Annotated in this window: 17 protein-coding genes; 15 read left to right on the forward strand and 2 right to left on the reverse strand. The window is 59.4% G+C overall.

The window, feature by feature from the left end; all coding sequences use genetic code 11:
* The first annotated feature begins 30 nt into the window (after positions 1–30).
* The 13 genes from R2940_17375 (at position 31) to R2940_17435 (ending at position 19,561) form a co-directional block, all read left to right on the forward strand.
* The gene (locus R2940_17375; protein MEZ4601562.1) at positions 31–5,127 is read left to right on the forward strand and encodes an OmpA family protein; all 5,097 of its coding nucleotides are present in this window, start codon (positions 31–33) and stop codon (positions 5,125–5,127) included.
* Positions 5,128–5,204: 77 nt separating this feature from the next.
* A complete protein-coding gene (locus R2940_17380; protein ID MEZ4601563.1) occupies positions 5,205–5,708 on the forward strand; it encodes a hypothetical protein in 504 nt (167 codons plus the stop codon).
* Positions 5,709–5,784: 76 nt separating this feature from the next.
* Positions 5,785–7,680 carry a hypothetical protein gene (locus tag R2940_17385; GenBank protein MEZ4601564.1) on the forward strand — a complete coding sequence of 632 codons (1,896 nt, stop codon included), beginning with the start codon at positions 5,785–5,787 and terminating at the stop codon, positions 7,678–7,680.
* Positions 7,677–10,949 (forward strand): tetratricopeptide repeat protein, encoded by a 3,273-nt coding sequence (locus R2940_17390; GenBank protein MEZ4601565.1) that lies wholly within the window; start codon positions 7,677–7,679, stop codon positions 10,947–10,949. Before R2940_17385 ends, R2940_17390 begins: the two co-directional genes overlap by 4 nt.
* A gap of 21 nt (positions 10,950–10,970) precedes the next feature.
* Positions 10,971–11,687, forward strand: coding sequence for a tetratricopeptide repeat protein (locus R2940_17395; protein ID MEZ4601566.1), 717 nt, complete (start codon positions 10,971–10,973; stop codon positions 11,685–11,687).
* Between the two features lie 86 nt (positions 11,688–11,773).
* Entirely contained in the window at positions 11,774–12,070 is a 297-nt protein-coding gene (locus R2940_17400; GenBank protein ID MEZ4601567.1) for a hypothetical protein, read from the forward strand.
* Positions 12,071–12,169: 99 nt separating this feature from the next.
* Entirely contained in the window at positions 12,170–12,823 is a 654-nt protein-coding gene (locus R2940_17405) for a MotA/TolQ/ExbB proton channel family protein (protein MEZ4601568.1), read from the forward strand.
* Positions 12,824–12,825: 2 nt separating this feature from the next.
* Complete coding sequence (locus R2940_17410; protein ID MEZ4601569.1) at positions 12,826–13,323, forward strand: biopolymer transporter ExbD; 498 nt, start codon at positions 12,826–12,828, stop codon at positions 13,321–13,323.
* Positions 13,320–13,814, forward strand: a complete 495-nt coding sequence (locus R2940_17415) for a biopolymer transporter ExbD (GenBank protein ID MEZ4601570.1) — start codon at positions 13,320–13,322, stop codon at positions 13,812–13,814. Before R2940_17410 ends, R2940_17415 begins: the two co-directional genes overlap by 4 nt.
* Before the next feature lie 10 nt (positions 13,815–13,824).
* Positions 13,825–15,324: an AgmX/PglI C-terminal domain-containing protein gene (locus tag R2940_17420; protein ID MEZ4601571.1), complete on the forward strand. Its 1,500-nt coding sequence runs from the start codon at positions 13,825–13,827 to the stop codon at positions 15,322–15,324.
* A gap of 93 nt (positions 15,325–15,417) precedes the next feature.
* Positions 15,418–16,371 (forward strand): hypothetical protein, encoded by a 954-nt coding sequence (locus tag R2940_17425; GenBank protein ID MEZ4601572.1) that lies wholly within the window; start codon positions 15,418–15,420, stop codon positions 16,369–16,371.
* 87 nt (positions 16,372–16,458) lie between these two features.
* Positions 16,459–18,273 carry an aminotransferase class I/II-fold pyridoxal phosphate-dependent enzyme gene (locus R2940_17430; protein ID MEZ4601573.1) on the forward strand — a complete coding sequence of 605 codons (1,815 nt, stop codon included), beginning with the start codon at positions 16,459–16,461 and terminating at the stop codon, positions 18,271–18,273.
* A 697-nt stretch (positions 18,274–18,970) separates the two neighbouring features.
* Complete coding sequence (locus R2940_17435; GenBank protein ID MEZ4601574.1) at positions 18,971–19,561, forward strand: hypothetical protein; 591 nt, start codon at positions 18,971–18,973, stop codon at positions 19,559–19,561.
* 370 nt (positions 19,562–19,931) lie between these two features.
* Here the strand turns inward: R2940_17435 and R2940_17440 are convergent, their stop codons facing one another.
* The gene (locus R2940_17440) at positions 19,932–21,566 is read right to left on the reverse strand and encodes an ABC-F family ATP-binding cassette domain-containing protein (protein ID MEZ4601575.1); all 1,635 of its coding nucleotides are present in this window, start codon (positions 21,564–21,566) and stop codon (positions 19,932–19,934) included.
* A gap of 268 nt (positions 21,567–21,834) precedes the next feature.
* Between R2940_17440 and R2940_17445 the strand changes: the two genes are divergently transcribed.
* Positions 21,835–22,878: a DUF4105 domain-containing protein gene (locus tag R2940_17445; protein ID MEZ4601576.1), complete on the forward strand. Its 1,044-nt coding sequence runs from the start codon at positions 21,835–21,837 to the stop codon at positions 22,876–22,878.
* A 94-nt stretch (positions 22,879–22,972) separates the two neighbouring features.
* On the opposite strand, the gene R2940_17450 is transcribed toward R2940_17445, so the two are convergent.
* On the reverse strand, positions 22,973–23,710 hold the full coding sequence (locus tag R2940_17450) for a dienelactone hydrolase family protein (protein MEZ4601577.1): 738 nt from the start codon (positions 23,708–23,710) through the stop codon (positions 22,973–22,975).
* A 486-nt stretch (positions 23,711–24,196) separates the two neighbouring features.
* Between R2940_17450 and R2940_17455 the strand changes: the two genes are divergently transcribed.
* A complete protein-coding gene (locus R2940_17455; protein ID MEZ4601578.1) occupies positions 24,197–25,030 on the forward strand; it encodes an MYG1 family protein in 834 nt (277 codons plus the stop codon).
* Positions 25,031–25,120 lie beyond the last annotated feature (90 nt).

Raw genomic sequence — 25,120 nt, forward strand, 5'->3', positions numbered from 1 at the left:
GCAATGCCTCTTTTAAGTAGATGGAAAACAATGGTTGAACGCCGTATCGCACTTTTCGTTGTATGCCTGGTCCTGGCTGCGCTGGCTCATGTTTCCCGCGTGGCAGAAGCAGGCTTCTTCAGTACCGATGACGGGACGGAGATCCGGGAAGGGGCTGCAGCCGGCGAAGGGGCCGAAGGCCATCTTCCCTCCGACCGGCCGCTGACTCCTTGGCTGCACGATCCATCCATCTTCGAAGAGGCCCAGGGAGACCGGATCGAAATGCGCCAGGAGTTGGAGCAGGAGGTCAAGACCATCAAGCTCGAGAACATGGTCCCGCCCATCCTGTTCCCCCTGGGCGTGGCGGAGATTCCCGAAGACTATGTGGAACGCCTGCGGAGCGTACTGCACGATATGCGTGATCGGACCAACGTCCGGCTTCACCTCGTCGGCCATGCCGATCCCCTGTCTTTGACCCCCGCCCTGGAGAAGATTTTCGGCGACAACGTCGGACTCTCGCGGGAGCGCGCGGGTACCGTCGCGGAATATTTCCAGCAGGCCCTCGGTCTGCCCCCTGAAGCGATCTCCTATGAAGGGATGGGGGACAGCAGGCCCGTGGCCAGCAACGCGACCGAAGGTGGGCGGCGGCTCAACCGGCGGGTGGAGGTGCAGGTCTGGTATGATGAAATCAGCGAGAAGCTGGTGGAAAAAGAGGTGGTCATCCCCTTCGAGGTGCACCGGGTCCTGGTCTGCCGGACCGAGACGGTCTGCAAGATGCGCTATCTGGAAGGACATGCCCACCGTGCCCGGATCAAAAACCTGATTGCGCCTCTCCACTATCAGCAGGGTCTGCTCGAGGTGCCGGAATCCTTCCTGCAGCAGGTCCGGCAGGCGATGAAAAACCTCGGGAACAAGCAGAACCTCGCCGTCAAGTTTACCGCTCATACCGATGCGCTGCCCCTCGAAGGGCGGGACAAGCGGATCTATGGCGATCAACTCGGTTTCTCCAAGGCCGTGGCCCGGCGGGTGTTGCTCGCCGTTCAGGGCGGCCTCGAATTGCCCAATGCCGCAGTGGAGTGCGAGGGGCGGGGTGCCGCACAGCCGGTGGCCTCCAACGAGACCCAGCAGGGGCGGGCTCTGAACCGGAGGGTCGAAGTCGAGTTCTGGTATGACGACCCGCTGCAGGAGCTGCCCGACGAGCCCCAGTTGTGCCCCGATACCTCCGGCGGCCGGATCGTCACCCGGGTCTACGAATCACCCGAGGGCCCCGTCGAACCGATTCTGTTCGAAAACGGCCAACCGTTACTGCCGGCGGCCTGCGTCGAGAGACTGCGCCGCAGCATGGGCGAGGTCGCCGACAAGGACAACGTGCGCCTGCGCTTCGTCGGCTACACCCGCAACCAGCGTCTCGACCGTCGCACCGCCGCCGTTTATGGAGACGACGTCGGGCTGTCCACCGCCCGGGCGCGACGGGCCATGGATGTCGTCTGCCAGTCCATGAGCCTGTCGGAGGAGAAGGCCGAGTTCGAAGGGCGCGGCTACGTCCAGAGCGATGATGTGGTCAATGCCGGCTTCATCGAATCGGATACCTCGCGGGTGCAGGTGCAGGTGGTCTACGACGAACTGGTGCCCCTCGACGACTACGAAGGGGTCGAGATTACCCCCATCACCCGGGAAGTCGAACCGGCCGATCCCTTCTCGCTGAACCTGATGCGCATCACCGTGGACGGAGCCCCCCTCGACGACCCGGGAAAATGCAGCTCCGACGTGCAGCGCTGCACCGACGTGGCCCTGGAAGACGCCCGGATCCGCTTCAAGCACGACAATCTGCAGATGGAGCCCCGACTGAATGTGACCGCCTGGCCGCGCTCCATCGGCCGGGAGGATCTGCCGGAGACGGATTTCGTCGAAAACCAGGTCGAATTCCGCCTCTATGCCAATTACCGCAGTTTCATCCATCGGGCCGAGGTGCGGATCTTCGATAGGGAACAGTCGGTCCGCGACCTGCCCCTGGCGGTCATCGAGATGAACGACAACGGTATGGCCCAATGGCAGCCCGCCTTTGAAACCTATGCCACCCCGGTTCGGCAGCTGGAATACCTGGTCCGGGTCTATGACGAGGCGGGGAACTACGACGAGACCGCGACCCAGCCGCTGTGGGTGGTGGACCGGATCGATCCGGCCATCGCCGAAGCCGACAGGGCTGCGGAACTGCTGGCCGGTTACGGCGAGAGCCGTCTGGCCCGGCGCAACATCCCGCTCAAGGGTGGCGTGGTCCAGGCCTTCGGCAGCGCGATCCCCGCCGGGTTCACCGTGTGGCTGGCCGGTCGCGCCGTGCCGGTGGACGCAGAGGGCCGGTTCGTCGCCGAGGAGATTCTGCCGGAAGGGATGCATACCGTAGAGGTTGCGGTCCTTGACGAGTCGGGCAACGGGCAGCTGTATCTGCGCGATCTGGAGCTGAAGAAGAGCGACTGGTTCACCGTGGGGATCGCCGATCTGACCCTGTCCGGCCATCACACCACCGGGCCGGCCGATCTGGTGGCTCCCGATAACGAACACTACAGCGAAGATGCGGCTCTCGAGGGGCGCCTCGCCTTCTACTCCAAGGGCCGATTCGGCGAGGGCTGGAAACTGACCGCCAGCGCCGACACCCGCGAAGGACCCCTGGACGAAATCTTCACCAATTTCCTCGACAAGTCTCCCGATGCCCTGTTCCGGCGTCTCGATCCGGACCGCCACTACCCGACCTTCGGCGACGACGGCACCGTGATCGAGGACGCACCCACCAACGGCAAGTTCTATCTCCGTCTGGAGAAAGAGGAGAACTACGGTGTCTGGGGCAATTTCAAGATCGCCTACACCGACAACTACCTGGCCCACGTCGATCGCGGACTGTACGGCGGCAATCTGCATTACCAGAGCCGCGACGTCACCAGCTTCGGCGAGCAGCGCTTCTGGGTTGACGGCTTCGCCGCCGACCCGGGAACCATAGCCGGGCGGGACGAACTGCGGGGCACCGGCGGATCGCTCTACTACCTGCGGCGGCAGGACATCCTCGAGGGTTCGGAAAGCGTGCGCATCGAGGTCCGCGACAAGGATTCCGGGGTAGTGCTGGCGGTCAAGAACCTCAGTCCGACCCTCGACTACGACATCGACTACCTGCAGGGCCGCGTCCTGCTGGCGGAACCGCTCGCTTCCACCGCTTCCGACAACCTGCTGGTCATGAGCGACTCCACAGGGGGCCATCCCGCTTTCCTGGTGGTCCGCTACGAGTTCACCCCAGGGGTTGATGAGCTGGATACGATGGCTTTCGGCGGGCGGGCTCACTACTGGCTCAATGATTACATCAAGTTTGGGGTGACCGCCGACCGGGGAGAGGAAGAGGACGTTGATAAAAACCTGTACGGGGCCGATGTCACCTTGCGCAAATCCGCCCAATCCTGGGTCCGGCTTGAAGCAGGCCGCAGCGAAGGGCCGGGGGTGGCCACCACGACCTCCGTCGACGGCGGTTACACCATCGACCCGGTCGACTCGGCCGAAGCCGGCGAGGCTCTGGCCTACCGGGTCGATACCAGCATCGGGGTACAGGATTTCTTCGCCCAAGGACGGGGGCGGTTCACCCTTTACTATGAAATGCTCGAGGCGGACTATGCGGCGCCCGGCCTGATCACCGACCGGGATCTGACCCGCTACGGCGGGACAGGAGTGCTGCCGCTCTTCGATCGATTCAACCTGCGCTTCAAAACAGACTTCCAGGTCCAGAAGGATGGGCTGGAAACAGAGGCCGGTGAACTGGATGTCGAATATCGGGCCGGCGAGCACTGGACCCTCAGCTCCGGAGTGCGCCGCGACAGCCGCGAGGACAATTCGGCGGTGGTCCCCGAAACACAGGAAGAGGGGGATCGGACGGACGTCGTTGCCCGGATCCTGTACGACTCCCGCTCCCGCTGGAGCGCCTACGGTTTTGCTCAGGGGACAGTTCAGGCTACCGGAACCCGTGAGGACAACAACCGCCTCGGCGCCGGCGGCAGTTTGCGGGTCACCGACCGGTTCAAGGTCGAGGGCGAGTTGTCCCATGGTGATCTGGGAACCGGTGCCAGCCTCGGCACGGAATATCTCTATTCGGACCGCACCACCGTCTATCTCAACTATGCCCTCGAAAACGAGCGCAGCGACAATGGCCTGCTGGCCCGCAAGGGGAACCTGGCTTCCGGGTTCCGCACCCGTTACTCGGACAGCGCCAGCGTCTTTCTGGAGGAGCGCTACACCCACGGCGAGGTGCCCACAGGCCTGGTGCACAGCACCGGGGTCGATCTTGCCCCCACCGATCGTCTCAATTTTGGCGCAAATCTCGACGTCGGCACCCTCAAGGACCCTCAGACGGGGGCGGAACTCGATCGGAAAGCGGCCGGAATAAGGATGGGCTACGGTTTCGACAGCCTGAAACTGGCCAGTGCCGTGGAATACCGGGTCGATGATTCCGAGCAGGCGGACGCCAGCACCGTGGAGCGCACCACCTGGCTGTTCAAGAACAGCCTCAAGTATCAGATGTCCTCCGACTGGCGCCTTTTGGGCAAATTTGATCACTCCTTCAGCGAGAGTTCCCAGGGGCAGTTCTACGATGGCAACTATACGGAGGGGGTCCTCGGATTCGCCTACCGTCCTGTGAAGCACGACCGGCTCAACGCCTTGATGAAATACACCTACTTCTACAATGTGCCGGCTCCCGATCAGGTGAGCACGGTCGATTCCGGCAGTGACGTCATTCAGCGCAGCCACATCTTCGCTCTCGACCTGATGTACGACCTGACGCCGCGCTGGACCGTGGGCGGGAAGGTTGCCTATCGCCAGGGCGAAGTGAGCCAGGACCGGGAAGATCCGGAATTCTTCAGCAGCCGGGCCCACCTCTATGTCCTGCGGGCGGACTGGCACTTCCTGCACCGCTGGGACGCCCTGCTCGAAGCCCGCATGCTCGACCTGCCCGATGCGGAGGATAGCCTGAGCGGGGCGCTGGTTGGTGTTTACCGGCATTTCGGCAACCACATCAAGCTGGGGGTCGGCTACAACTTCAGCAAATTTTCCGATGATCTGACCGACCTGAACTACGACCACCAGGGTCTGTTCATTAACCTGATCGGGAAGATGTAGCGGAAATAGTTTCTTTAGCAACGCCGGCCGCGTCTGACCCGGTCGGCCGGGCGATAAACCAGAAAAGGTGGCAAATTATGCGGAAGGTTTTCATTTCACTGGCGACGATATTGCTCCTGGGTTTCACCGCCCATGCCGAAATCTCCAGGGAGCAGATGAAAGGTCTCGACGAACAGGTTCAGGACATCAAGACCGATGTGCTGGGGATCGCGGCCGAGCTCTATCAGCTCGAAGAGAAGCTGCTCTACCCCTCCGACACCCAGGTCGCGGTATTCGTTTCCCTGGTCGAGGGGGAGGAACTGCGGGTCGATTCGGTCGAGATCCGGATCGGCGGCAAACGGGTGGCGACCCACCTGTATACCTTTCAGGAACTCGAAGCCCTGCGCAAGGGCGGAGTGCAGCGGATCTATACCGGCAACGTCACCACCGGCAGCCATGAACTGCAGGTCATTCTCGCCGGCAAGACCAAAGGCGGCAGCGATCTGCTCCGGTCCGAGACCTTTACCTTCAGCAAGGAGGTTGGGCCGAAGATTTTAGAAATAAGCCTGGCGGGAGGGGAGCTCGGGTTCCGGGACTGGTGAGCGTGGGTTGGATCGGTCAGATCCGTCGGATCGGACTGATCGATCGGATAAGAAGCATGACTTTTTTGAGAAAACTATGACCAGGCTACTTGTTCTATTCACGTTACTGCTGTTTGCTTCCCCTGTTTTCGCCGCCGAGCGGGAGCAGGAAGCCATCGCGACAACCGCCCCCCGGGAGCTGGAGGATCTCTATTACGGCGAGACCCTCTATCACGCTTTCCAGGGAGAGTGGTTCGATGCCCTGGCCCGCCTTGATACCGAGCTGGTGCTGCACCACGGGCTCGATGAACCGGAACTCGACGCTCTTTTCAAACATGTTGGACAGGCTGAATTCGCCGTAGGGGATTTCGAGCTGGCCTACCGGATGCATCAGAGGGCCGGCCGGGCCATTTCGGCGGTCATCGAGGGGGATGTGGAGCAACCGGTACGCAACGCGGCCATATTCCGCCTGGCCCGGCTCTACTTTCGCAAGGACCAGCCGGTCAATGCCTTTCATGCCCTGGACAGGATTCAGGGCGATGTGCCCGAGGCCCTGAAGGATGACCTCGATTTTCTGCGGGGGCAGATCCTGATGGCCAATGGCCGATATGCCGAGGCTGTCCCGCTTCTGAAGGGGTTGCAGGGATCGGAGGATTTTGCGGGCTTCGCCGACTACAACCTCGGCATCGCCCTGATGGGGGACGGCAAGGAGCTGGAGGGGAACCGCGTCCTCGAGCGGAGCGGCCGGAACGACACCGATCTTCCCGCCACGCTGGCGATCAGGGACAAATCGAACCTGGTGCTGGGAGAAAAGCTGCTGCAGGGAAAACTGTACGGCAGTGCCAAAGAGATCCTTGACCGGGTTCGCCTCAACGGCGCCTTCTCCAACCGGGCGCTGCTCGGGTCGGGGTGGGCCGATGCCTTCGAAAACCGCTTCGAGAGAGCTCTGGTGCCCTGGACTATCCTGTCGGAGCGGGAGATGACCGATTCCGCCGTACAGGAAGGCCTGCTCGCCGTCCCCTATGCCTATGCCAAGCTCGGCATCTACAGCAAGGCGGCTCTTCTCTACGGCCGGGCGCTGGACGCCTTCGGTAACGAGGTCGACAAGCTCGGCGCCTCCATCAAGAGCATCCGCGAGGGCAAGTTCCTCGAGGCTCTGGTGCGAGAGGAGCTGAAACAGGATGCCAACTGGGTGGTCCGGCTGCGGGAACTCCCGGAGACCCCGGAAACCTTCTATCTGCTCGAATTGATGGCTGGCCACGATTTCCAGGAATCGCTGAAGAATTATCTGGATCTCGAGGAGTTGCGCCGAAAACTGGAAGCCTGGGAAGGGGACCTGGAAGCCTTCGAGGAACTGATCAGCCTGCGCCGGGCCTATTACGAGCCGCTCCTTCCCGAGATCGACCGGCAGTTCCGTCGCCTCGATTCGCAGATGCGGTTGCGGCTGGAACAGCGGGATCACGTGGAGAAGCGTCTGCACGATCTGCTCACGGCACCCCGCCCGCAACACCTGGCCACCGCCGGGGAACGGATCTTCAAGGAACAGATCGCCGTCCTCGAAGGAGCCCTGGATGGAGACGAGGAATTGAAGACCCGGATTCGCCGCCTGCGCGGGGTTCTGGACTGGGACATTTATACCGATTACGACCGGCGCCTGACCGAGGCCCATCATCATCTGCTGGAACTGAACCGTGACATCGAGGCCCTGCAGGAGCAATATGCGGCCTTTGTGCGGATTCGTCAGGCGGCGACCCAGAGCTACCAGGGCTACGATCATGGGATCCGGCGCCAGCGGCAGCGAATCAGGGATGCCGAGGAACAGGTGACGGTGCTGATGGCCCGGCAGGGTCATTTCCTGGAGGAGATGGCCGTCGCCGAACTTGCAGCCCGTCAGGACCGACTGGCGGAATATCAGATCAAGGCCCGTTTCTCCCTGGCGGACAGTTACGATCGTGCCGCCCGGGCCGAAGGCCTGAAGAAGGTGGAGCCATGATCCGCACACGAAACCTGCTGCTGGCACTGCCCCTGGTCCTCTTTGCCTGTTCGCCCCTCGACGAACGGGGTACGATCGCCCAGTTGCGCGACAAACAGATCGAAATCAGGGAAGAAAAGGTGGTCGGCGGCCTCGAGAAGGCGATGGAAAGCTACCAGCATTTTCTCCGGGAGACGACGGACTCGCCTCTGGCTCCCGAAGCGATTCGTCGCCTCGCCGATCTCAAGGTGGAAAAGGAGTACGGAATCATTACCGATGGCACAGGTTCGGGCGCCGCCCTGCCCTCGGCAATGCCGGCTCCGGATACCTCCAGGCCTAAGGAAATCGCGGCGAACAAACCTGCCGCTGCTGTGCCGGGCGGCGAATCGGACGTCGATTTCGAACGGCGGGCCAGCCGTGCGGAAGTTGCGGCGATCGTCGAAGGGGAGCGGCCGGAGCCGGTTGCCGCCACAGACGACCTGGAAAGAGCAGGGGCACTCGAGGCAATCGAACTGTATCAGAAACTGCTGCGGGAATATCCGCTTTACGACCGCAACGACCAGGTGCTGTACCAGATGTCCCGTGCCTACGAGGAACTGGGCCGGGTCGACGAGGCCATGGAGGTCATGAACCGGCTGGTCCGGGATTACCCGAGGTCGCGTTATCTGGACGAGGTGCAATTCCGACGCGCCGAATTCTTCTTCACCCGGCGCAGGTACCTGGAAGCCGAGGACGCCTACACGTCGATCGTGGAGACCGGCGTGGCCTCCTCCTTCTATCAATTCGCCCTCTACAAGCTGGGTTGGACCTTCTATAAACAGGAACTTTACGAAGACGGCTTGGACCGGTTCGTCGCCCTGCTGGACCATCAGGTGGCGGTTGGGTACGACTTCGAACAGACCGAAGACGAGCCGGAACGCAAGCGGATGGACGATACCTTCCGCGTCATCAGCCTGAGCTTTTCCTATCTCGGCGGCGCGGACGTGGTAGTCGACTATTTTGGCACGCGGGGGCGGCGCAGCTTCGAGGACCGGATCTATTCCAATCTCGCCGAATATTATTACGACAAAAGGCGTTACGCCGACGCTACCGCAACCTACGACGCCTTCGTCAGCCGCAATCCTTTCCACAAGATGGCGCCCCATTTCGACATGCGGGTGATCGAGATCAACATGGCCGGCGGCTTCCCCAGTCTGGTCATCGATTCGAAAAAGACTTTCGCCACCCGCTACGGTCTCAAGGCGGATTACTGGCAGCATTTCGACCCTTCCGAAAATCCCCAGGTCCTCGGCTATCTGAAAACCAACCTGAAGGACCTGGCCAACCACTACCACGCCCTCTACCAGAACCCGAAACAGGCTGAAGAGAAACCGGCAAATTTCACCGAGGCCCTCCACTGGTACCGGGAATTCCTGGCGTCCTTCCCGAAGGAAACGGAATCGCCGGACATCAATTACCAGTTGGCCGACCTGCTTTTGGAAAACCGCTCCTTTGCCGACGCGGCAATGGAGTACGAAAAAACCGCTTACGATTATCCCGCCCACGAAAAATCGTCCAAGGCGGGCTATGCCGCCGTTTTCGCCCGCCGGGAGCAGTTGGCCGCTCTTGCCGAGGACCGGCGGGATCCGGTGCGCCGCCAGGTGGTAACGAGTTCCTTGCGCTTTGCCGAAACCTTCCCCGAACACGAGCAGGCGGCCATCGTACTGGGTGCGGCGGCGGACGACCTCTACGCCCTGAAGGATTTCGAGCAGGCGATGGTCACTGCAGACAAACTGATCCAGTCCTTTCCGCAGGCGGACCCCAATGTTCAGCGCAGTGCCTGGCTGATCGTCGCCCATGCCTCCTATGAGCTGTCGCGCTACGCCGAGGCTGAGAACGCCTACGTCAAAGTCCTGGCCATGCTGGCGCCGGAGGACGAATTGCGGGCAAGTCTGACCGACAACCTGGCGGCCTCGATCTACAAGCAGGGCGAGGCGGCCAATGCCGCCGAGGATTACCGGCTGGCGGCCGATCATTTTCTACGGGTGGGCCGGATGGCGCCGAGTTCCAAGATCAGGCCGAACGCGGAGTATGATGCCGCGACCGCTCTTATCCTGCTCAAGGACTGGAGCGCCGCCGCCGTCGTGCTGACCGGATTCCGCGAATCCTTCCCGGAACACGAGCTTCAGCCCGAGGTCACCAAGAAGATCGCCTTTGTCTACCGGGAGGACGGGCGGCTGGCCCAGGCCGCAGAGGAGTACGAGAGGATCGAAAGGGAGTCCGAAGATCCGGAGGTTCGCCGGGAGGCCCTGCTGGTCGCTGCGGATCTTTATATCGAGGCGGAGCGCAAGGATCGCGCCCTGGATGTCTACCGGCGCTACGTCGCCGACTTCCCGAAACCTGTCGAGCTCAACCTGGAAACCCGGAACAAGATCGCCGAATTCCTCAAAACCGACAATCGGGTCGCCTACCTGGAACAGCTCAAAAAGATCGTTTCCATCGAAGCCTCGGCAGGGGGTGAGCGCACCGAAAGGACCCGTTACCTGGCCGCCAAAGCCGCCCTGGTGCTGGCGGAGCAGAATTTCGACCGGTTCGTTAACATTCGTCTGGTCAAACCCTTCCAGGACAACCTGCGCAAGAAGCAGGACCTGATGAAAGTGGCGACTCGGGATTTTGGCAAACTGCTGGATTATGAAATAGCCGAAGTGACTGCAGCCTCTACCTTCTACATGGCTGAGATCTATGCCCACTTCAGCAAGGCCCTGATGATTTCGGAACGTCCTGATCTGACTTTTGACAGCTACACTATCCAACCTGGCGACAACCTCACCAAAATCGCCAAACGAACCAAATGCGATATCAGCAGGATTGTCAACGCTAACGATTTAAATAAATCGAAAATCCTCGTTGCAGGAAAAAAACTCAAAATACCTCGAGGCTTGTACCCCGAGGAGCTCGAACAGTATGAGCTGGCTCTCGAGGAGCAGGCCTATCCCTTCGAGGAAAAAGCCATCAAGGTGCATGAAAGCAACCTTCAACTGCTGTCCCAGGGGATCTTCAACGACTGGGTGAACCGCAGTCTGGAAAAACTGGCTGTGTTTGTGCCGGCCCGCTATGCCCGGGCGGAGGAGGCCAGCAGCGCCATTCCTTCTCCGGGTCATTATACCTTTGCCATCGTTCGGCCGGTTTCGTCCCCGGCGGAAGATCCGGCGGAGGTCGAAAACAAGGTCCAGACTCCGGATGGGGAAGCCGCGACCGGCGAGCAAAGCGAACCTGAGCTGCCAAATGCCGCGGCACAGCAGCAGGGATGAATGAAAGGATAGGGGGAAGAAATGCCTGACAGAATCAGATATCCGGGATTGAAGGGAAAAATGGCTATTTCCACCGGATTTACCATCCTGGCCGTGGCTCTTTCGATGGCTTTCGGCTGTGCCCCCGGCGGCAAGCTCCCGCCGGTTGCCGAAGCCCCTGAAGTCCCGCCGCCGTCGGCCCAGATTCCCGTCTCAGAAGAGACAGGGGTGCAGCGTCTGGCCGACGGACGAGAGGGCTTTTCCATCGTGCAGCCCTCTACCCTGGACGGCGCGGCCCTGGCCGACTTCGAGCGTGCCGTTGTCCTGATGAACCAGGCGGATTACTCCGGGGCCATCGCCTTACTGGAAAAAGTGGTCGAGAAGTTCCCGGAAAACACGGCGGCCCGCATCAACCTCGGCATGGCCTGTGCCCGAAATGGTCAGGCCGAGCAGGCTGAAACCCATCTGCAGAAGGCTCTGACCCTGTTTCCCGGTCATCCGGTCGCCTGCAACGAGTACGGTCTGCTGCTGCGCAAGGCCGGGCGGTTTGCCGAGGCGCGGACAATTTACGAACAGGCCCTCGCAAAATTTCCCGAGTACCTTCCGGTGCACAAGAATCTCGGGATTCTCTGCGACATCTATCTGAACGACCCGGCCTGCGCGGTCGGCCATTACGAAATCTACAGTGAGGCGACGCCTCAGGACGATCAGATCCGGATATGGATTGCAGACCTGCGGATGCGGCTGGGAAACAGATGATCGGGTGGCCGCCGGTGAGGAGACGTGGGGACAGGGCAAACACATGGGATAGGGCGGACACAGGGGTCCGCCCCTACGGGGGAACAATGAGGCGAAAATTGATGATATGCCTGTTTTTGGCTCTGGCCATCGCTGTTCCGGCCCTGGCCGAGGAGAAGGGCAAGGAGGCGAAAAACGGGGAATCGGAAGCCAAGGAGTTGTCCGGCATGTCGATCGTCGGCAACGACGAAGCTCCGAAATCTCTCTATATCGTCCCATGGAAAAGTTCAGAGCTCGGCATCGAGACCGGGTTGAGCCTGATGCTCAACAATGGCAATGCACCGGTGGATCGGGACGTTTTTCAGCGGCAACTGGATTTCTACGAGGTCGCTTCGGGCAGGTAAATCATAATCGGGATCGATTTAAGTCACTCGACCAATAAGCAGACACGACTTCAGTCAAGTCACAACCAGGATCATATTTTTGGAACAGGAGGAACAAAGATGGGCGTTTTCTATTCTCTGGTGAGTTTTTTCCAAAAGGGCGGATTGTTCATGTATCCCATTCTGCTCGTTTTCACGGTGGGCATGGCGATCGCCATCGAACGATGGATTCAGTTGATCCGCACCCGCAACGCCAACCGCAAGATGTGGAACCTGCTGCAGCCGGTGCTGGTGAAGGGGGATTTCGACAAGGCCCGGGAAATGGTCGACAAGGATCAGTCGACCATCTCCCAGATGCTGGGAATGGGGCTGGCGCGGCAGGGGGCTGTCCGGCGGCGTGAAGATATCGAAATCGCCATGGAGGAGAGCATGATGGAGATTATCCCCCAGTTGGAAAAGCGCACACCCTACGTCGGCCTGCTGGCGAATATCGCCACCCTGCTCGGATTGCTCGGCACCATCATGGGTCTGATCGAGGCGTTTACTGCGGTCGCCAACGCCAACCCCGCTGAGAAGGCCGACCTGCTGTCGGCCAGCATCTCGGTGGCCATGAACACCACGGCTTTTGGACTGATAGTCGCCATCCCCCTGCTGCTCATCCACGCCAAGCTGACCTCGACCACCGGTCAGATTGTCGACAGCCTGGAGATGGCTTCGGTCAAGGCCCTGAACAGCATTTCCAACTTTGCCAAACGCCAATACCCGACGAGCTGACCATGGCCAGACGACATCACTATCGGACATCGAGGAGGTCCGGGGAAGCACCTGACCTCGACATCACGACCTTCATGAACCTGATGGTCGTTCTCGTTCCCTTTCTGCTGATCGGCGCCGTCTTCTCGCGGGTGACGATCCTGGAGCTGAGCGTGCCGACCGCCGCCGGCGGTTCTGCTGTCGCAAAGCCGAATTTCACCATCGAGGTGATCGTTCGCAAAGCCGGACTGGAACTGGCCAACGGTGCCAGCGTCGTGGCGGCGCTTCCGAAGAAGAAAGACCAGTACGATATGGAAACTTTGAACGAAATGCTGGTCCGCCTGAAGAAGGACTATCCGGAAAAGGACGACGCCACGGTCCTGATGGAACCAGATATCGAGTACGACTCTCTCATCCGGATCATGGATGCGTTACGGGAAACCGAAGTCAAGGCGGAGCAAGGGGACGAGATGGTAAAAGTAGAGCTTTTCCCCCGCATATCGATTGGAGACGCGCCATGAGAGAATCGCGACGCATGAGGCGCATGGAACGGAACCGGAAAAAGGTGACGGGCCTGAATCTGACCTCGCTGATGGACGTGTTCACCATCCTGGTGTTCTTTCTGCTGGCCAACTCCTCTTCCAGCGAAGTTCTGGCGACCCCGAAGCAGATCAAGCTGCCGGATTCCATTGTCGAAACCAAGCCGCGGGAGACGGTTGTCATCCTGGTCGGCCCCGAATCTGTCCTGGTTCAGGGAGAACCGGTGATCGGCACCGCCGACCTGCTGGGATCGAAGAGCGAGGATGTCCCGGCCATAGCTGACCGGTTGAATCAGCTTGAAAGGAACATCATCGGCATAAGCACCAAGGCAGCGGTGGCCGGCAAGGAAGTCACCATCTTGGCGGATAAAACCATCCCCTTCAAGGTGCTGAAGAAAGTCATGTCAACCTGTACGGGCTCGGGATACGGGAGGATTTCCCTCGCGGTCATCCAGAAGGCCCCGCAAAGCTAGGATGATTTCAGTGGACGCATCCATTTTGGCCCAGGAATTGGCGCCCCTGAACGCCCAGATCGAGCAGGCCCGGAAACGGTTGCAGGAACTGCAGGCCGAACTGCGCGTGGCAGAGGCGGAGGTCGAAACTTTCGCCGAAGAAGAAAAGCGTTTCGATTTATTGCGGCAGATCAGCACCGCCCTTGAACAGTTGGGTGAACTCGACGCGCAGGGTCTCTTCTGGGAAGGTTTGCCGGGTTCCCCGGATCCGGCCGAGCACCTGATTCGGCTGCAGGCAAGGACTATCGACTTCGAGGAGGAAACCCGGGAGGCACGGGAAGTCCGGGATTCCCTCCAGGCGATGGTCGACCAGCAGCTCGACGAGCTGGACTATCTGCACGAAGAGGTGCATGACGCCTATGCCCGGGAGGAGAGACGCCAGGAAGAATTTGTTGTTGAAAGGGACCTTTCGCCGGTTCCCTATCGACAGATGGTTATGCCCTGGCACATGCAGGGCGAGAGCGAGCGGCGCTTCCGCAAGGTGCTGCTGGGTTCGCTGTTCTGGTCCCTTCTCTTCGGAATCCTGATTCCGCTGGTGACGGTACCGATACCGGATCGCCGGATCGTGATGCCCGAGATTCCGGAACGGCTGGCCATGCTGGTCAAGAGCGAACCGCCCAAGCCGGCGCCGGTGCCGAAGCGGCTGGAACGGGAGGAGAAAGCCTCGCCCGACAAGGTCGAGCCGACCAAGGCCGACCAAAAGCAGGCCAAAGCCGATCAGGGCAAGAAAAGCACCAAGCCCAAAGCGACGCCTTCCGGCGGCAGTGGCGGTGGTGGCTCCCAGACTGCACGGTCACGCGCCGAAACCACAGGGGTTCTGGCCTTCAAGAGTTCCTTCGAGGATTTGATGGATGAAGTTCCGGTGGCCCGGCTCGGCGCCGAGGCGCGGTTGAACAAAAATGTTCCCCAGGTGGCGGGACAAGCCCGGGCCCACCGCTCGTTGGTGGCCATGCAGGGCAGCGGCGGCAGCGGCGGAATCTCCAACCTGGGCGTCAGCACGAACCTCGGCAACGGCGGCAATGGCGGCGGCGCCGGCTACGGCAGGGGCGGCGGTTTCGGCCGCGGCAACGGCACCGGCAGCGGCGACGGCGACGGCATAGGCTTCGGCCGGGTCGAGAGCGCCGTGGCGGGACTGAAGGAAGAGGCCGGCAGACCTCTCAGCGACGGCCCAGGACCGGGACGGACCGACGAGGAGATCCAGATCGTTTTCGACCGCTATAAGGCGACCCTTTACCGGATCTACAACAAGAAGCTGCGGGAGGATCCGACCCTGCGCGGCAAGCTGCTGCTGCGGCTCACCATCGAGCCGGGCGGGGAGGTGTCCCTGTGCCGGGCCGAATCGACCGACCTGGCTTCTGAAGAACTGGTGGCCCAGATTGTCGAGCGGGTCAAGAGGTTCAACTTCGGTCCCAAGGAAGGAGTGCCGAAGACGACTATACTCTACCCGATCGATTTCCTGCCGGCCGGATAGGAGGTTTAAACAGGAAGAGACCAATCCGGTCCCGATAGCGATTCCGTTGTTTAGGAATCCTTGTCGGGACCGGATCTGACATTGGGAGGGCAAATGAAGCAGAAAATCTGGTGCTTAAACGATTCTGAGCATGTGGACTCCACGGTTTCTCCTGTCGGGCAAGGAGCGGCGGAAAATTCCGAAAGCCGATCCCGGCACTTTTCGAAGCCGAAAAACCCGGCTTGGGCCTTCAGCCTTTCGATGATCTTCTGGGGGGCCGGGCATCTTTATCTGCGGGCCTATCGCTCCGGCTCGGTTTTCCTGGCCGCCATGTTTTTCTTCTATGTCCCCCTGGTCTCTTTGTGGTTTTTTCGCCCCTCCATCGGCCGGCTCGCGGCCGATACAGGAATCCAGTCCGTGGTTCTGCTGGTCAGCTTTTTCGGCTTTCTGACCCTGGGAGTCGTCTGCTGGTTCGCAAATGCCGTCGATGTCTATTATCGGGCAGCACGCCTGCGCGCTTCAAAGTTTCGAGGTGTTGACAATGAATATCTGCCTCTGGTTTTTTCCCTGGCATTCCCTGGATGGGGCCAGTTTCTGAACGGCCAACCGGGAAAAGGCCTTTTTTTTCTTCTGACGGCAGGGGCGGGTGTTCTCTCCGTCGTCCTGCTTGCCGTTGCGCCTCTGGCCTGGCCGGCTGTCAAGAGTGGATCGGGCAGCGGACTGCTCGAAGCCTGCCTGGTTACGGCAGTGCTGGTGGTTGTTCTGTCCAGCCTGTTTTGGGTGATCGGCGTTTACGACTCCTTTGTTTCCAGCAAGGAACTTTACCTCGAAAAGTTGCGGAGATACCCGGCGGACAACGCGATGCTCCGTAGAAGAGCATTGAAACGTCTTTTCCCACGTCTGAACGCGGTACTCGGCCTGTTGTTGGCGGTTTCATTGAGTTATCAGCTGGTTCCCGAAGGGTACTATCTGCAGGTCCTGCAAAAGTGTCGCAGCAACGCCATAAGCCAGGAAATGAAAATCATCCCCGCCCTGATAAACAGGACCATAGAATTTTTTCGCAGGTAGGAAAGTTGTCCTCCCCGGCCGATGTTGGTCATAGCGAGTCGGCAAGTGGTAAACTGGCCTTATGGCCGACAGGGAAGAGGAGGATACATGCCCACGCCGATCCAGCAACTCAGTCCGCTGCGCAATACCACCCATGCCGAAGACCCCGCCGCCCTGACCGCCGAGCAGCTGCGGCATTTCGGTATCGATCCTGAAAGCGATTACGGCAGAGCACTCGCCGATCTGACCCTCAGGCTTTACCAGGCCCAAGGGGCGGTGCACGAGTTGTGGCGCCTCACCTCGGAGACCCTTGGAGGACTTGAACGGGAAGACCGGATCGCCTGGTTCAACGCCAAGCGGTTCGCCTCCTTCCAGCTGGCCAAGATCCTCGATGCCCTGCAGAATCCGTTGCGGCGGACCTATCGGTCGATCAGCGTGCGACCCCACGGTTTTGCGGGTCGCGGGGCCTATCCTCTGTTCGACAATGTGGCGGCGATCTTCAGCGCCAACCCGGTCATCACCCGCACGGCCACCTACCTCTTTGCCTGTACCGAGTGGGTCGAGGACGCCTTCCACGGACGGGAACCGCTGCTGGATATCTATTCGCGGCTTTTCAACCCGACCTCCATCAGCCTCGCCCATCACATGGTCGACCTGGAAGCCGGCCCTCTGGCCGGGGAGTACCTGGCCTGGAATTTCAATTCGGGCATGGCCGCTATCGACAGCGTGCTGGCCCATGTGACCGGAGCCCGGGATATTATTGTCGCCAGCCGCAACGTTTACGGCGGCACCTACCAGCTGCTGCACGACTGGTATGCCAAGAAAGGCAACCTCGACATCGCCCTCGAATGGTTCGACGGTTTCGACGGTCCGGCCTTCGAAAAGGCGTTTCAGCAGACCCGGGAAAAATATGCCGGACGTCTGGAAGAGGGGAGACGGATCTATGTCTACCTCGAATCCCCCTGCAACCCTCACGGCACCATCCTCGACGTGCCCGAAATCAGCCGCATCGCCCACCGGCACGGTTCTCTGGTGATCTGCGACACCACCGTCGGCACCCCGGTCCTTTTTCCGGTCCTGCAGCGCCGGGATCTGCAGGAGCGTCCCGATTTCGTCATCCATTCCTATACCAAGGACCTTTCCGGGAGCGGCACCACCATCGCCGGCGTGGTGATCGGCCGCAACGAGCGGATGTTTCTCCCCAAGGGGGAGAGCGCCGTCATCGACGGACCGGACGGGCGGCCTCAGACCATCCCCTGGGAGGAGACCCTGTTCTGGAACGTCTACTACGTCAAGGGGGCTTTTCTCGATGCAGACAAGGCCTTCGAGGTCCTCAACGGACTGCGCACCCTGGAAGGCCGCATACTTCAGAAAGGGATCAACACTCTGGTGCTGACCCGGATCCTCGATCGCCATCCCGACATCAATGTCCACAGCCCGGCACTGGAAGACCATCCCAACGGCCCGCTGCGGGAGAAGCTCATGTTCCTCGGACTCCCCGCCCCGCTGTTTTCCATCGATTTCGAGGGGAAAAAGGGGCGTCCGCCGGTTCCCCGGGACGCCTTCAAACGTTTCTTCGATTCCCTCGAGCCGGCCGTGGGGCTGCAGGTCAGCCTCGGCCAGACCAACACCATGGCGCTCTGCCCGGCCCTGACCAGCCATTCGGAACTCTCCCCGCAGGCCCTGAAGGAGGCCGGGATCGCCCTCACCACCACCCGCATCTCCGTGGGCCTGGAGGACCCACGGGCTCTGATTGCCCACATGCTGCGGGCGGCGCAGCTGGCCATCGAACCGTCCTGCCCCGGCTTCTGCGCCGGTTTCCCCGAGGCGGACGAAATCGACCGCCTCTACCGCACCGCCTATCTCGCATACCACCGCCGCTTCATCGAGGCCCAGCCCGACTTTACGATCCTGGCTTCATAAACAATAATGGGTTGGATCGGTTATTTTGGGCGAGAAGTCGTGCTCTCAGGAGGTGGCTGTGGTGCCATCTACAGCGAAGGGCGGTACGGAAACAGAGCCCCTCGTGCTTCAGCCGGATTGGACAGATGAGATATGCCGGAACAACTTCTTAGACACATCCTGACTTACCTTCTGCCGGGTGTAAATTAACGGTTCACTTGAAATTGTCGGATTTATCTGAAACAGGAAGCATTTGAATTTTGCTGAAACCACCACATACTGGAAAAGGCTCCCCTGTGACATGACGCATAGCTTTAAGCGGCTCGATTCTCGGTGGGGTTGACTTATTGCTGGAAGAGGTCTACTGACACAGAATATAAGCAGCAAAAATTCAGCCGACGACAAAAAATCAATGCAACGCATCGGCCTCGAATGCTAGGGTTTTAACGTGCGCGAGACTGCCAGGGTTCTTGCCAAGGTCTTTGACGAGGCGTTGCTCCCTGCGGTTGGAAGAAAAAAAGGAAGATTGGCCCGACTGCCCCCTTCTCCGCAGCCGCCATTCCCCTGTCCTACCCCTTCGTTTCCTTCCGCAGACGATTGAATAATCTTCTGCGCCTGGTAAACCTTTCCGTAGAACTACACCATGGGCGGTTTTCCTGCGTTGCTGCACAGGGGTGCAGCAACTGTGAAGTACGTACTCTGGCTACAGGAGGCAATCATGGCGAAAAGAATCTTCTTCATCTGCATGGCACTGCTCTTTGCGGCCAGCAGCGCTTCGGCAGAACCGTACCTCAGCCTGGGCGGAATGTGGATCGATTTGAGCGATGCCGATGTCAGCGCACCTGGTCCTGACTGGGAGGTTGGTTTCGACGATGGCTGGGGCGCATTTGTTGCGGTCGGCCAACAGTTTGAACTGTTCCGGCTGGAAGGCGAGGTTGCTTACCGCAGCAATGATATCGACGGCATCGGCATCGGTGGCATCAGAGCGGGGAACGGCGACAAGGTCGAGGCCATAAGCGGCATGGTCAATACCTACCTCGATTTCGACTTGTGGCAGTTCAGCCCCTTCATCGGCCTCGGTACGGGCGTGGCCAGAATTGACGCCGATTTAGGGACGGTAACGGGTTTCGGGAAGGTGGACGACGACGATTACGCTTTCGCCTGGCAGGCCATGGTCGGTCTCAGCTTCGCCATGCAACCGGTGGGTTTCGACGTCGGCTACCGCTATTTCGATGCTGAAAATCCCAAGTTTGGTAATTTTACAGGCGAATACGAAGGGCACAACATTTACGTCGCTATCCGCTTCTAAGGAAAGCAGAAAGACAAGCAGCCCGCGGCAGTCATAACCGCGGGCTTTTTAATTTACTACTAGGCCGACCTGGGGTCGACTCGCCCAAGAAAGGAAGACTCGGGAAGGCTAGGGACGGTCCTGCTTTATTGCTTTAAGGAAAGAAGATGACAGTCCGATGGGGTGCCGATTTTTCACCACATCTGAAACACTTAAACGGCCACTTAATTTTCCAAAATAGCCATTCCAATTTGTTGCTCCAGATTGTTTTCTGGCTTTAGATGGGATTTATGGGACACCCCAGATCGATACAATGGTCATCCGTCCCTTTTTCACCGACCTTTCAAAAGCTCTTCCTTCTTTTCTTTCGTTCCCTTTAGACCCTCAAAACCTACGCCACCAACCCCTCACGCCCCGATTTGTGCAGGTAATAGCCGTAATCGCCGTCATAAGTCATTAACTGGCCGTGGTCGACTTCGAAGACGCGGTTGACGAGTGAGCGGAGGAAATGGCGGTCGTGGCTCACCAGAACTACGGTGCCGGTGAAGCCTTGCAGGGCTTCGAGGAGGATTTCGCGGGAGGCGATGTCTAGGTGGTTGGTCGGTTCGTCGAGAATCAGGAAGTTGAGGGGTTTGGCCAGGAGGGTTGCGAGCACCAGACGACTTTTTTCTCCGCCGGAGAGGATCTCGATCCGTTTTTCCACGTCGTCGCCCTGAAAGAGGAAGGCGGCGCAGAGGTTGCGTATGACACCGACGGACGCCATGGGCAGGGCGTCGCTGACCGTTTCCAGAACGGTCTTTTTCGGATCGAGAATATCCATGGAGTGCTGGCTGAAGTAGCCCGCATGAACGCTGGCCCCGATGGTGACGGTGCCATGGGTGGGTTCGGTCTGGCCGGCCAGAACCTTGAGGAAGGTGGATTTGCCGGCGCCGTTCACCCCGGTGACGGCGATCTTTTCGCCGCGCCGGATCAGACCCGAGATCCCGCTGAAGACCGGATGGTCATTGCCTTCGGGGGTTGTCCAGCTCTTGGTCAGGTCCTGCAGGAGGACCACGTCGTCGCCGCTGCGCGGCGGCTCGACGAATTCGAAGCGGATCTTCTTCTGTTCCGGCGGCAGGACGATCCGCTCGATCTTTTCCAGCTTTTTCACCCGCGACTGCACCTGGGCGGCATGGGAGGCACGGGCGGCGAAGCGGGCGATGAATTCTTCTTCCTTGGCCAGCATCTCCTGCTGACGACGATGGCTGGCCATAAGCTGTTCGCGGCGAATGTCCCGTTCCCGCAGATAAAAATCGTAATTGCCGCCATAGGTGGTGACGGTCTGATTGCCGACCTCGATGATCCGCGTCACCAGCCGGTTCATGAAGTCGCGGTCATGGCTGGTCATCAGCAGCGCGCCCTTGTAATCCTCCGCCAGCCAGTTCTCCAGCCAGACAATCGACTCGACGTCCAGGTGGTTGGTCGGTTCATCGAGCAGCAGCACGTCGGGGTTCAGGGTAAGGATTTTCGCCAGGGCGATGCGCATCTTCCAGCCGCCGCTGAACGCCTCCACCGGCCGGTCATGGGCTTCGGGACCGATGCCGAGGCCGGTGAGCACCGCCTGGGCGCGGCTTTCGAGATTGTAGCCGTCGCGGTGTTCGAATTCTTCCTGGGCGTCGCCATAGCGTTCCAGCAGTGACGCCAACGCCTCGTCGGACATCGGTTCGCACATGGCCCCTTCCATTTCGGCGATCTGCCGGCCCAGTTCCATGGTGCGGGCCGAAGCGGCCATGACCTCCGCCAGAGCCGAACGGCCGGCCATGTCGCCGACGTCCTGCGAAAAATATCCGATCACGGTATTTTTGCCGCAGGTCATCTCCCCGCTGTCGATCGTTTCTTCACCCGTTATCAGGCGGAATATTGAGGATTTGCCGGCCCCGTTGGGACCGACCAGCCCGGTGCGGGTACCGGCGGGGATCTGGAAACTGGCTTTCGAAAAAAGGATCTGCGACCCGTACTGTTTGGAAATATTGTTCAGGTGAATCATGGCGCCCCTCGGAATGTAAAGTCGCGCATTGGTACCACAGGCCGAGGGGTGGCGGCAAGGCTATAAAGGATGATCCATCCGTGCTGCACCTCACCTTGCAGTACCGGTGCCATAATATTGAACCCGGGATGTGGTATGCTTGTCGAAACCTGATTCGGTTCCAAAGGGTTGCAGACATGGATTACCGTTTTGGATCGAATACTTGTACAGGCCCGACCCCCTAATCTGTCTGGAGACTCTGCATCCATAAGAGCAAGAGGGGGCACCGATGACAGTCCCTGAATCACCCTCCCGGAATACCGCTCACAATCGATTGGCCCATCGTATCGGTCGGTTGATTCTTGCGGCGGGCCGAAATCTCCTCCTGATTCTCCTCGTCTCTTGGGCTTCTCTGGCGATCTATTACTCGAACCTGCCATGGCCATGGCTGCGCGCAGTGTTGGCGGCGTCGTTTCTTGCCTGCAATGTCTGGGTCTTGTGGCTGACCAAAAGACCCCACATGTTCTGGGCTTTCGCAGGACTGTTTGTCGTCGTGGCCGTTGCCTGGACCTTCATCCGGCCTTCGCATGATCGTCCGTGGCGGCCGAAGGTGGCGGTCATGCCACGGGCAATCATCGACGGCGATCGCGTGCGCTTTACGGGGTTCCGCAATTTCGAGTACCGCAGCAAAAATGAATTTACGGCGCGATACGAGGAACGCGAGGTGCAAATCTCGCATCTGACGGGGGTGGATTTCTTCATCTCCTATTGGAAGATCGGTCCTGTGGCGCACACCTTCGTCAGTTTCATCTTCGACAACGCACCGCCGATCAACATTTCCATCGAGACCAGGCCGGAGATAGGGGAGGGTTTTGACCCCGTCGCCTCGCTCTTCAAGCAGTTCGAGCTGATCTATATCGTGGGGGATGAGCGGGACATCGCGCGCGTTCGCACGAATTATCGGGACGAAGATGTGTTTCTTTATCATCTCAACACATCGCCTGCGGATGCCCGGCGGCTTTTTCTGGTCTATTTGAAGAGGATCAATGAGCTGGCCGATCGTCCCGAGTTCTACAATTTGCTAAGCAACAGCTGCACGATCAACATCATTCGTTATGCAAATGCCGCAGGCAGGCCTGGCGGTTTCGATTTTCGCCACCTTTTCAACGGGTTCATCGACGGCTATCTCTACGCCTCGGGCAGGATGACTGCAGCCTTGCCCTTTGACGAGCTGCGCCGGCGCTCGTGGATCAACAAGGCCGCGCAAGATGCCGGCGATGCAGAAGATTTCTCGCAGAGAATTCGGGCTTCCCTGCCCGCTGCCCCGCCCTGATATTTGCCATAACAGACGGAGCACTCTGGTTGATGCACTAGAGAGCCCTCCCTTTAATGAAAAAAACTCGGGCGTTGCCGACTGTTTATTCCATTCACTTCAAGGTCTCTTTCAGGAAAAATCCGAACCGCCGCCACGATTTTTCATCGGCGTCTTTGCGATAGCGGTCGCCGCCGAGGACCGTAAAGGCATGGGGGGCGCCGCCGTAGGTGATCATCTCGTGAGGAACGCCGGCCTTTTCCAGATTTTTGGCAAGGGCCGCGAAATCCTCCATGGTCACGCTGCTGTCAGCGGTGCCGTGAAGAACCAGGATCCTTCCCTCTACCTTTGAATAGTCCTGTCCGGGTGGGGTTTCCAGTCCGCCGTGAAAGGACACGAACCCCTTGAGGTCGGCTCCCGCCCGGGCCAGCTCCAGCACCGCCGCACCGCCGAAGCAGTAGCCGGCAGCGACGGCATTCCCGATGTCGGCGCCCTGGCTTCTCGCGGCCTCAAGACTTGCCTTCAGCGAGGCCCGCAGGCGGGCTCTGTCCTTGTACAGGGCCTCCGTCAAGCGCCGTCTTTCGGCGATTTCCGCAGGCCTTATCCCCTTGCCGAAGAGGTCGGCGGCAAACACCGCGTAGCCCATTTCGGACAGCATCTCGGACCGTTTGATCTCGTAACTGCCCAGCCCGTCCCAATCGTGAATCAGAAATACCAGCGGAGCTCTGGGCGATGGGCTCACGTAATATCCCTCGAAGGATTGTCCCGCCATCTCATAGTCGACGGCTCTGCCTGCGGCACCGGCAGAAGTGGCGAAAAGCAGGAGGCAGCTGAGTATAATAAGGTTTTTCATGTTCGGGTTCCTTCTCCTTTGGAGGCCAATATGCTACGCTTCCCTTAATCCGGGCCGGAGTATCCGCCGGGATCTCTCTTTTCGATTCATTATATCATTCGACCAACAGCAGCAAGCTGCTTTGCGGAATTGGCATGTTCCAGGATTTTATTTTTCTTGACAGGGAAATCTATAAGTTTAAAGTCTTTACCATTTAGGTTATTAAAGGATTAATTTTACGGAGCGATTGAAACATGAGCGTCTGGAAATGTGAAAAATGCGGATACGAAAAGGAAGGTCGCTGTAAACCCAAGAAATGCCCTTCCTGTTCCGAGACGGGACATTTTGTCAAGAAGGGATGAGGCCCCCTGAAAGTCATTTTATCGTGAGGGACACACGGCCGATCCGGAATTGAAGTCTATTGCCGACCTTCTGTTAAAGTGAATGCCAGGACGGTTGGCGGAAACCGTTCCTGACATTCCGATCCTTAGATCCTGGGTTCGATTCATGCAAAAAATCGTCGTACATCCCGGCAATGCCCACAGGGATGATTTTCTTTCGGTCTGCGTTCTGCTTGCAACCTGCGGTGACGCCGCTGTTTTCCGTTGTCAACCGACTGAAGAGGACTTGGCCGATCCCGAAACCTTCGTGATCGATGTCGGGATGGAATACGATCCTGAAAAGCACAATTTCGACCACCACCACGACCGGACCCTGCCTTGCGCCTTTCATCTGATAATGCAGCATCTGGGGTATCATGAGGATGCCATGCAGGTGTACGGCTGGTATCCCATCATGAACATGATGGATGTGGACGGTCCTCACAAGACCGCCGAGGACCTGGGGGTCGACCCCGGTTTTCTTCTGGCCTCCTCTTCCCCGATCGACGGTTACGTTCTGTCCCGATTCTCCCTGGTTTCCTCCTTGGGGAAAAGGGATCTGATCTACAAGTTCATGAAAGAAATGGGGAAAGCTCTGATCGGGCTGATCGACCAGAAAAAACAGCGCCTCGAACTGCTGAAAAAGGAGGCCAGGGTGGTTGAGGTAAAGCAGTTCAGGGCGATCGTCAGTACTATCAGTGAGGAGCCGAAGTTGTCGATGGAGCTTTTTTTCCGGCATCTTGCCGATCCCGGAATCGTCATGTGCATTACCCCCTCGGTCCGTTGCCGGGGATGGGAACTGCTGCGCCTGGGCAACAGCAGCATCGTGGACTTCAGAACCATCGCCAATCATCCTGGCATCGATTTCGTGCATGCCAATGGCTATGTCGCGACAACACGGAATCTCCTTCCGTTTGTGGAGATTGTCGAACTCGCATCAGAAGCCGTGCGGGATACCTAGTTTCGTACTCCTGCCCGCAACCCTGGCAGCCCTCCTTTCTCTCCTGGGCAGTCCATCTGTCCTCGCATGGCCGGAATCTTGCATAATTTT

The sequence above is a fragment of the Syntrophotaleaceae bacterium genome (assembly GCA_041390365.1).
Taxonomy (GTDB): domain Bacteria; phylum Desulfobacterota; class Desulfuromonadia; order Desulfuromonadales; family Syntrophotaleaceae; genus JAWKQB01.

What these genes read in the sequence shown, in the direction of transcription:
- R2940_17375 (MEZ4601562.1), top strand. Translation starts at nt 31, where the DNA reads ATGGTTGAACGCCGTATCGCACTTTTCGTTGTATGCCTGGTCCTGGCT.
- R2940_17380 (MEZ4601563.1), top strand. Translation starts at nt 5,205, where the DNA reads ATGCGGAAGGTTTTCATTTCACTGGCGACGATATTGCTCCTGGGTTTC.
- R2940_17385 (MEZ4601564.1), top strand. Translation starts at nt 5,785, where the DNA reads ATGACCAGGCTACTTGTTCTATTCACGTTACTGCTGTTTGCTTCCCCT.
- R2940_17390 (MEZ4601565.1), top strand. Translation starts at nt 7,677, where the DNA reads ATGATCCGCACACGAAACCTGCTGCTGGCACTGCCCCTGGTCCTCTTT.
- R2940_17395 (MEZ4601566.1), top strand. Translation starts at nt 10,971, where the DNA reads ATGCCTGACAGAATCAGATATCCGGGATTGAAGGGAAAAATGGCTATT.
- R2940_17400 (MEZ4601567.1), top strand. Translation starts at nt 11,774, where the DNA reads ATGAGGCGAAAATTGATGATATGCCTGTTTTTGGCTCTGGCCATCGCT.
- R2940_17405 (MEZ4601568.1), top strand. Translation starts at nt 12,170, where the DNA reads ATGGGCGTTTTCTATTCTCTGGTGAGTTTTTTCCAAAAGGGCGGATTG.
- R2940_17410 (MEZ4601569.1), top strand. Translation starts at nt 12,826, where the DNA reads ATGGCCAGACGACATCACTATCGGACATCGAGGAGGTCCGGGGAAGCA.
- R2940_17415 (MEZ4601570.1), top strand. Translation starts at nt 13,320, where the DNA reads ATGAGAGAATCGCGACGCATGAGGCGCATGGAACGGAACCGGAAAAAG.
- R2940_17425 (MEZ4601572.1), top strand. Translation starts at nt 15,418, where the DNA reads ATGAAGCAGAAAATCTGGTGCTTAAACGATTCTGAGCATGTGGACTCC.
- R2940_17430 (MEZ4601573.1), top strand. Translation starts at nt 16,459, where the DNA reads ATGCCCACGCCGATCCAGCAACTCAGTCCGCTGCGCAATACCACCCAT.
- R2940_17435 (MEZ4601574.1), top strand. Translation starts at nt 18,971, where the DNA reads ATGGCGAAAAGAATCTTCTTCATCTGCATGGCACTGCTCTTTGCGGCC.
- R2940_17440 (MEZ4601575.1), bottom strand. Translation starts at nt 21,566, where the DNA reads ATGATTCACCTGAACAATATTTCCAAACAGTACGGGTCGCAGATCCTT.
- R2940_17445 (MEZ4601576.1), top strand. Translation starts at nt 21,835, where the DNA reads ATGACAGTCCCTGAATCACCCTCCCGGAATACCGCTCACAATCGATTG.
- R2940_17450 (MEZ4601577.1), bottom strand. Translation starts at nt 23,710, where the DNA reads ATGAAAAACCTTATTATACTCAGCTGCCTCCTGCTTTTCGCCACTTCT.
- R2940_17455 (MEZ4601578.1), top strand. Translation starts at nt 24,197, where the DNA reads ATGCAAAAAATCGTCGTACATCCCGGCAATGCCCACAGGGATGATTTT.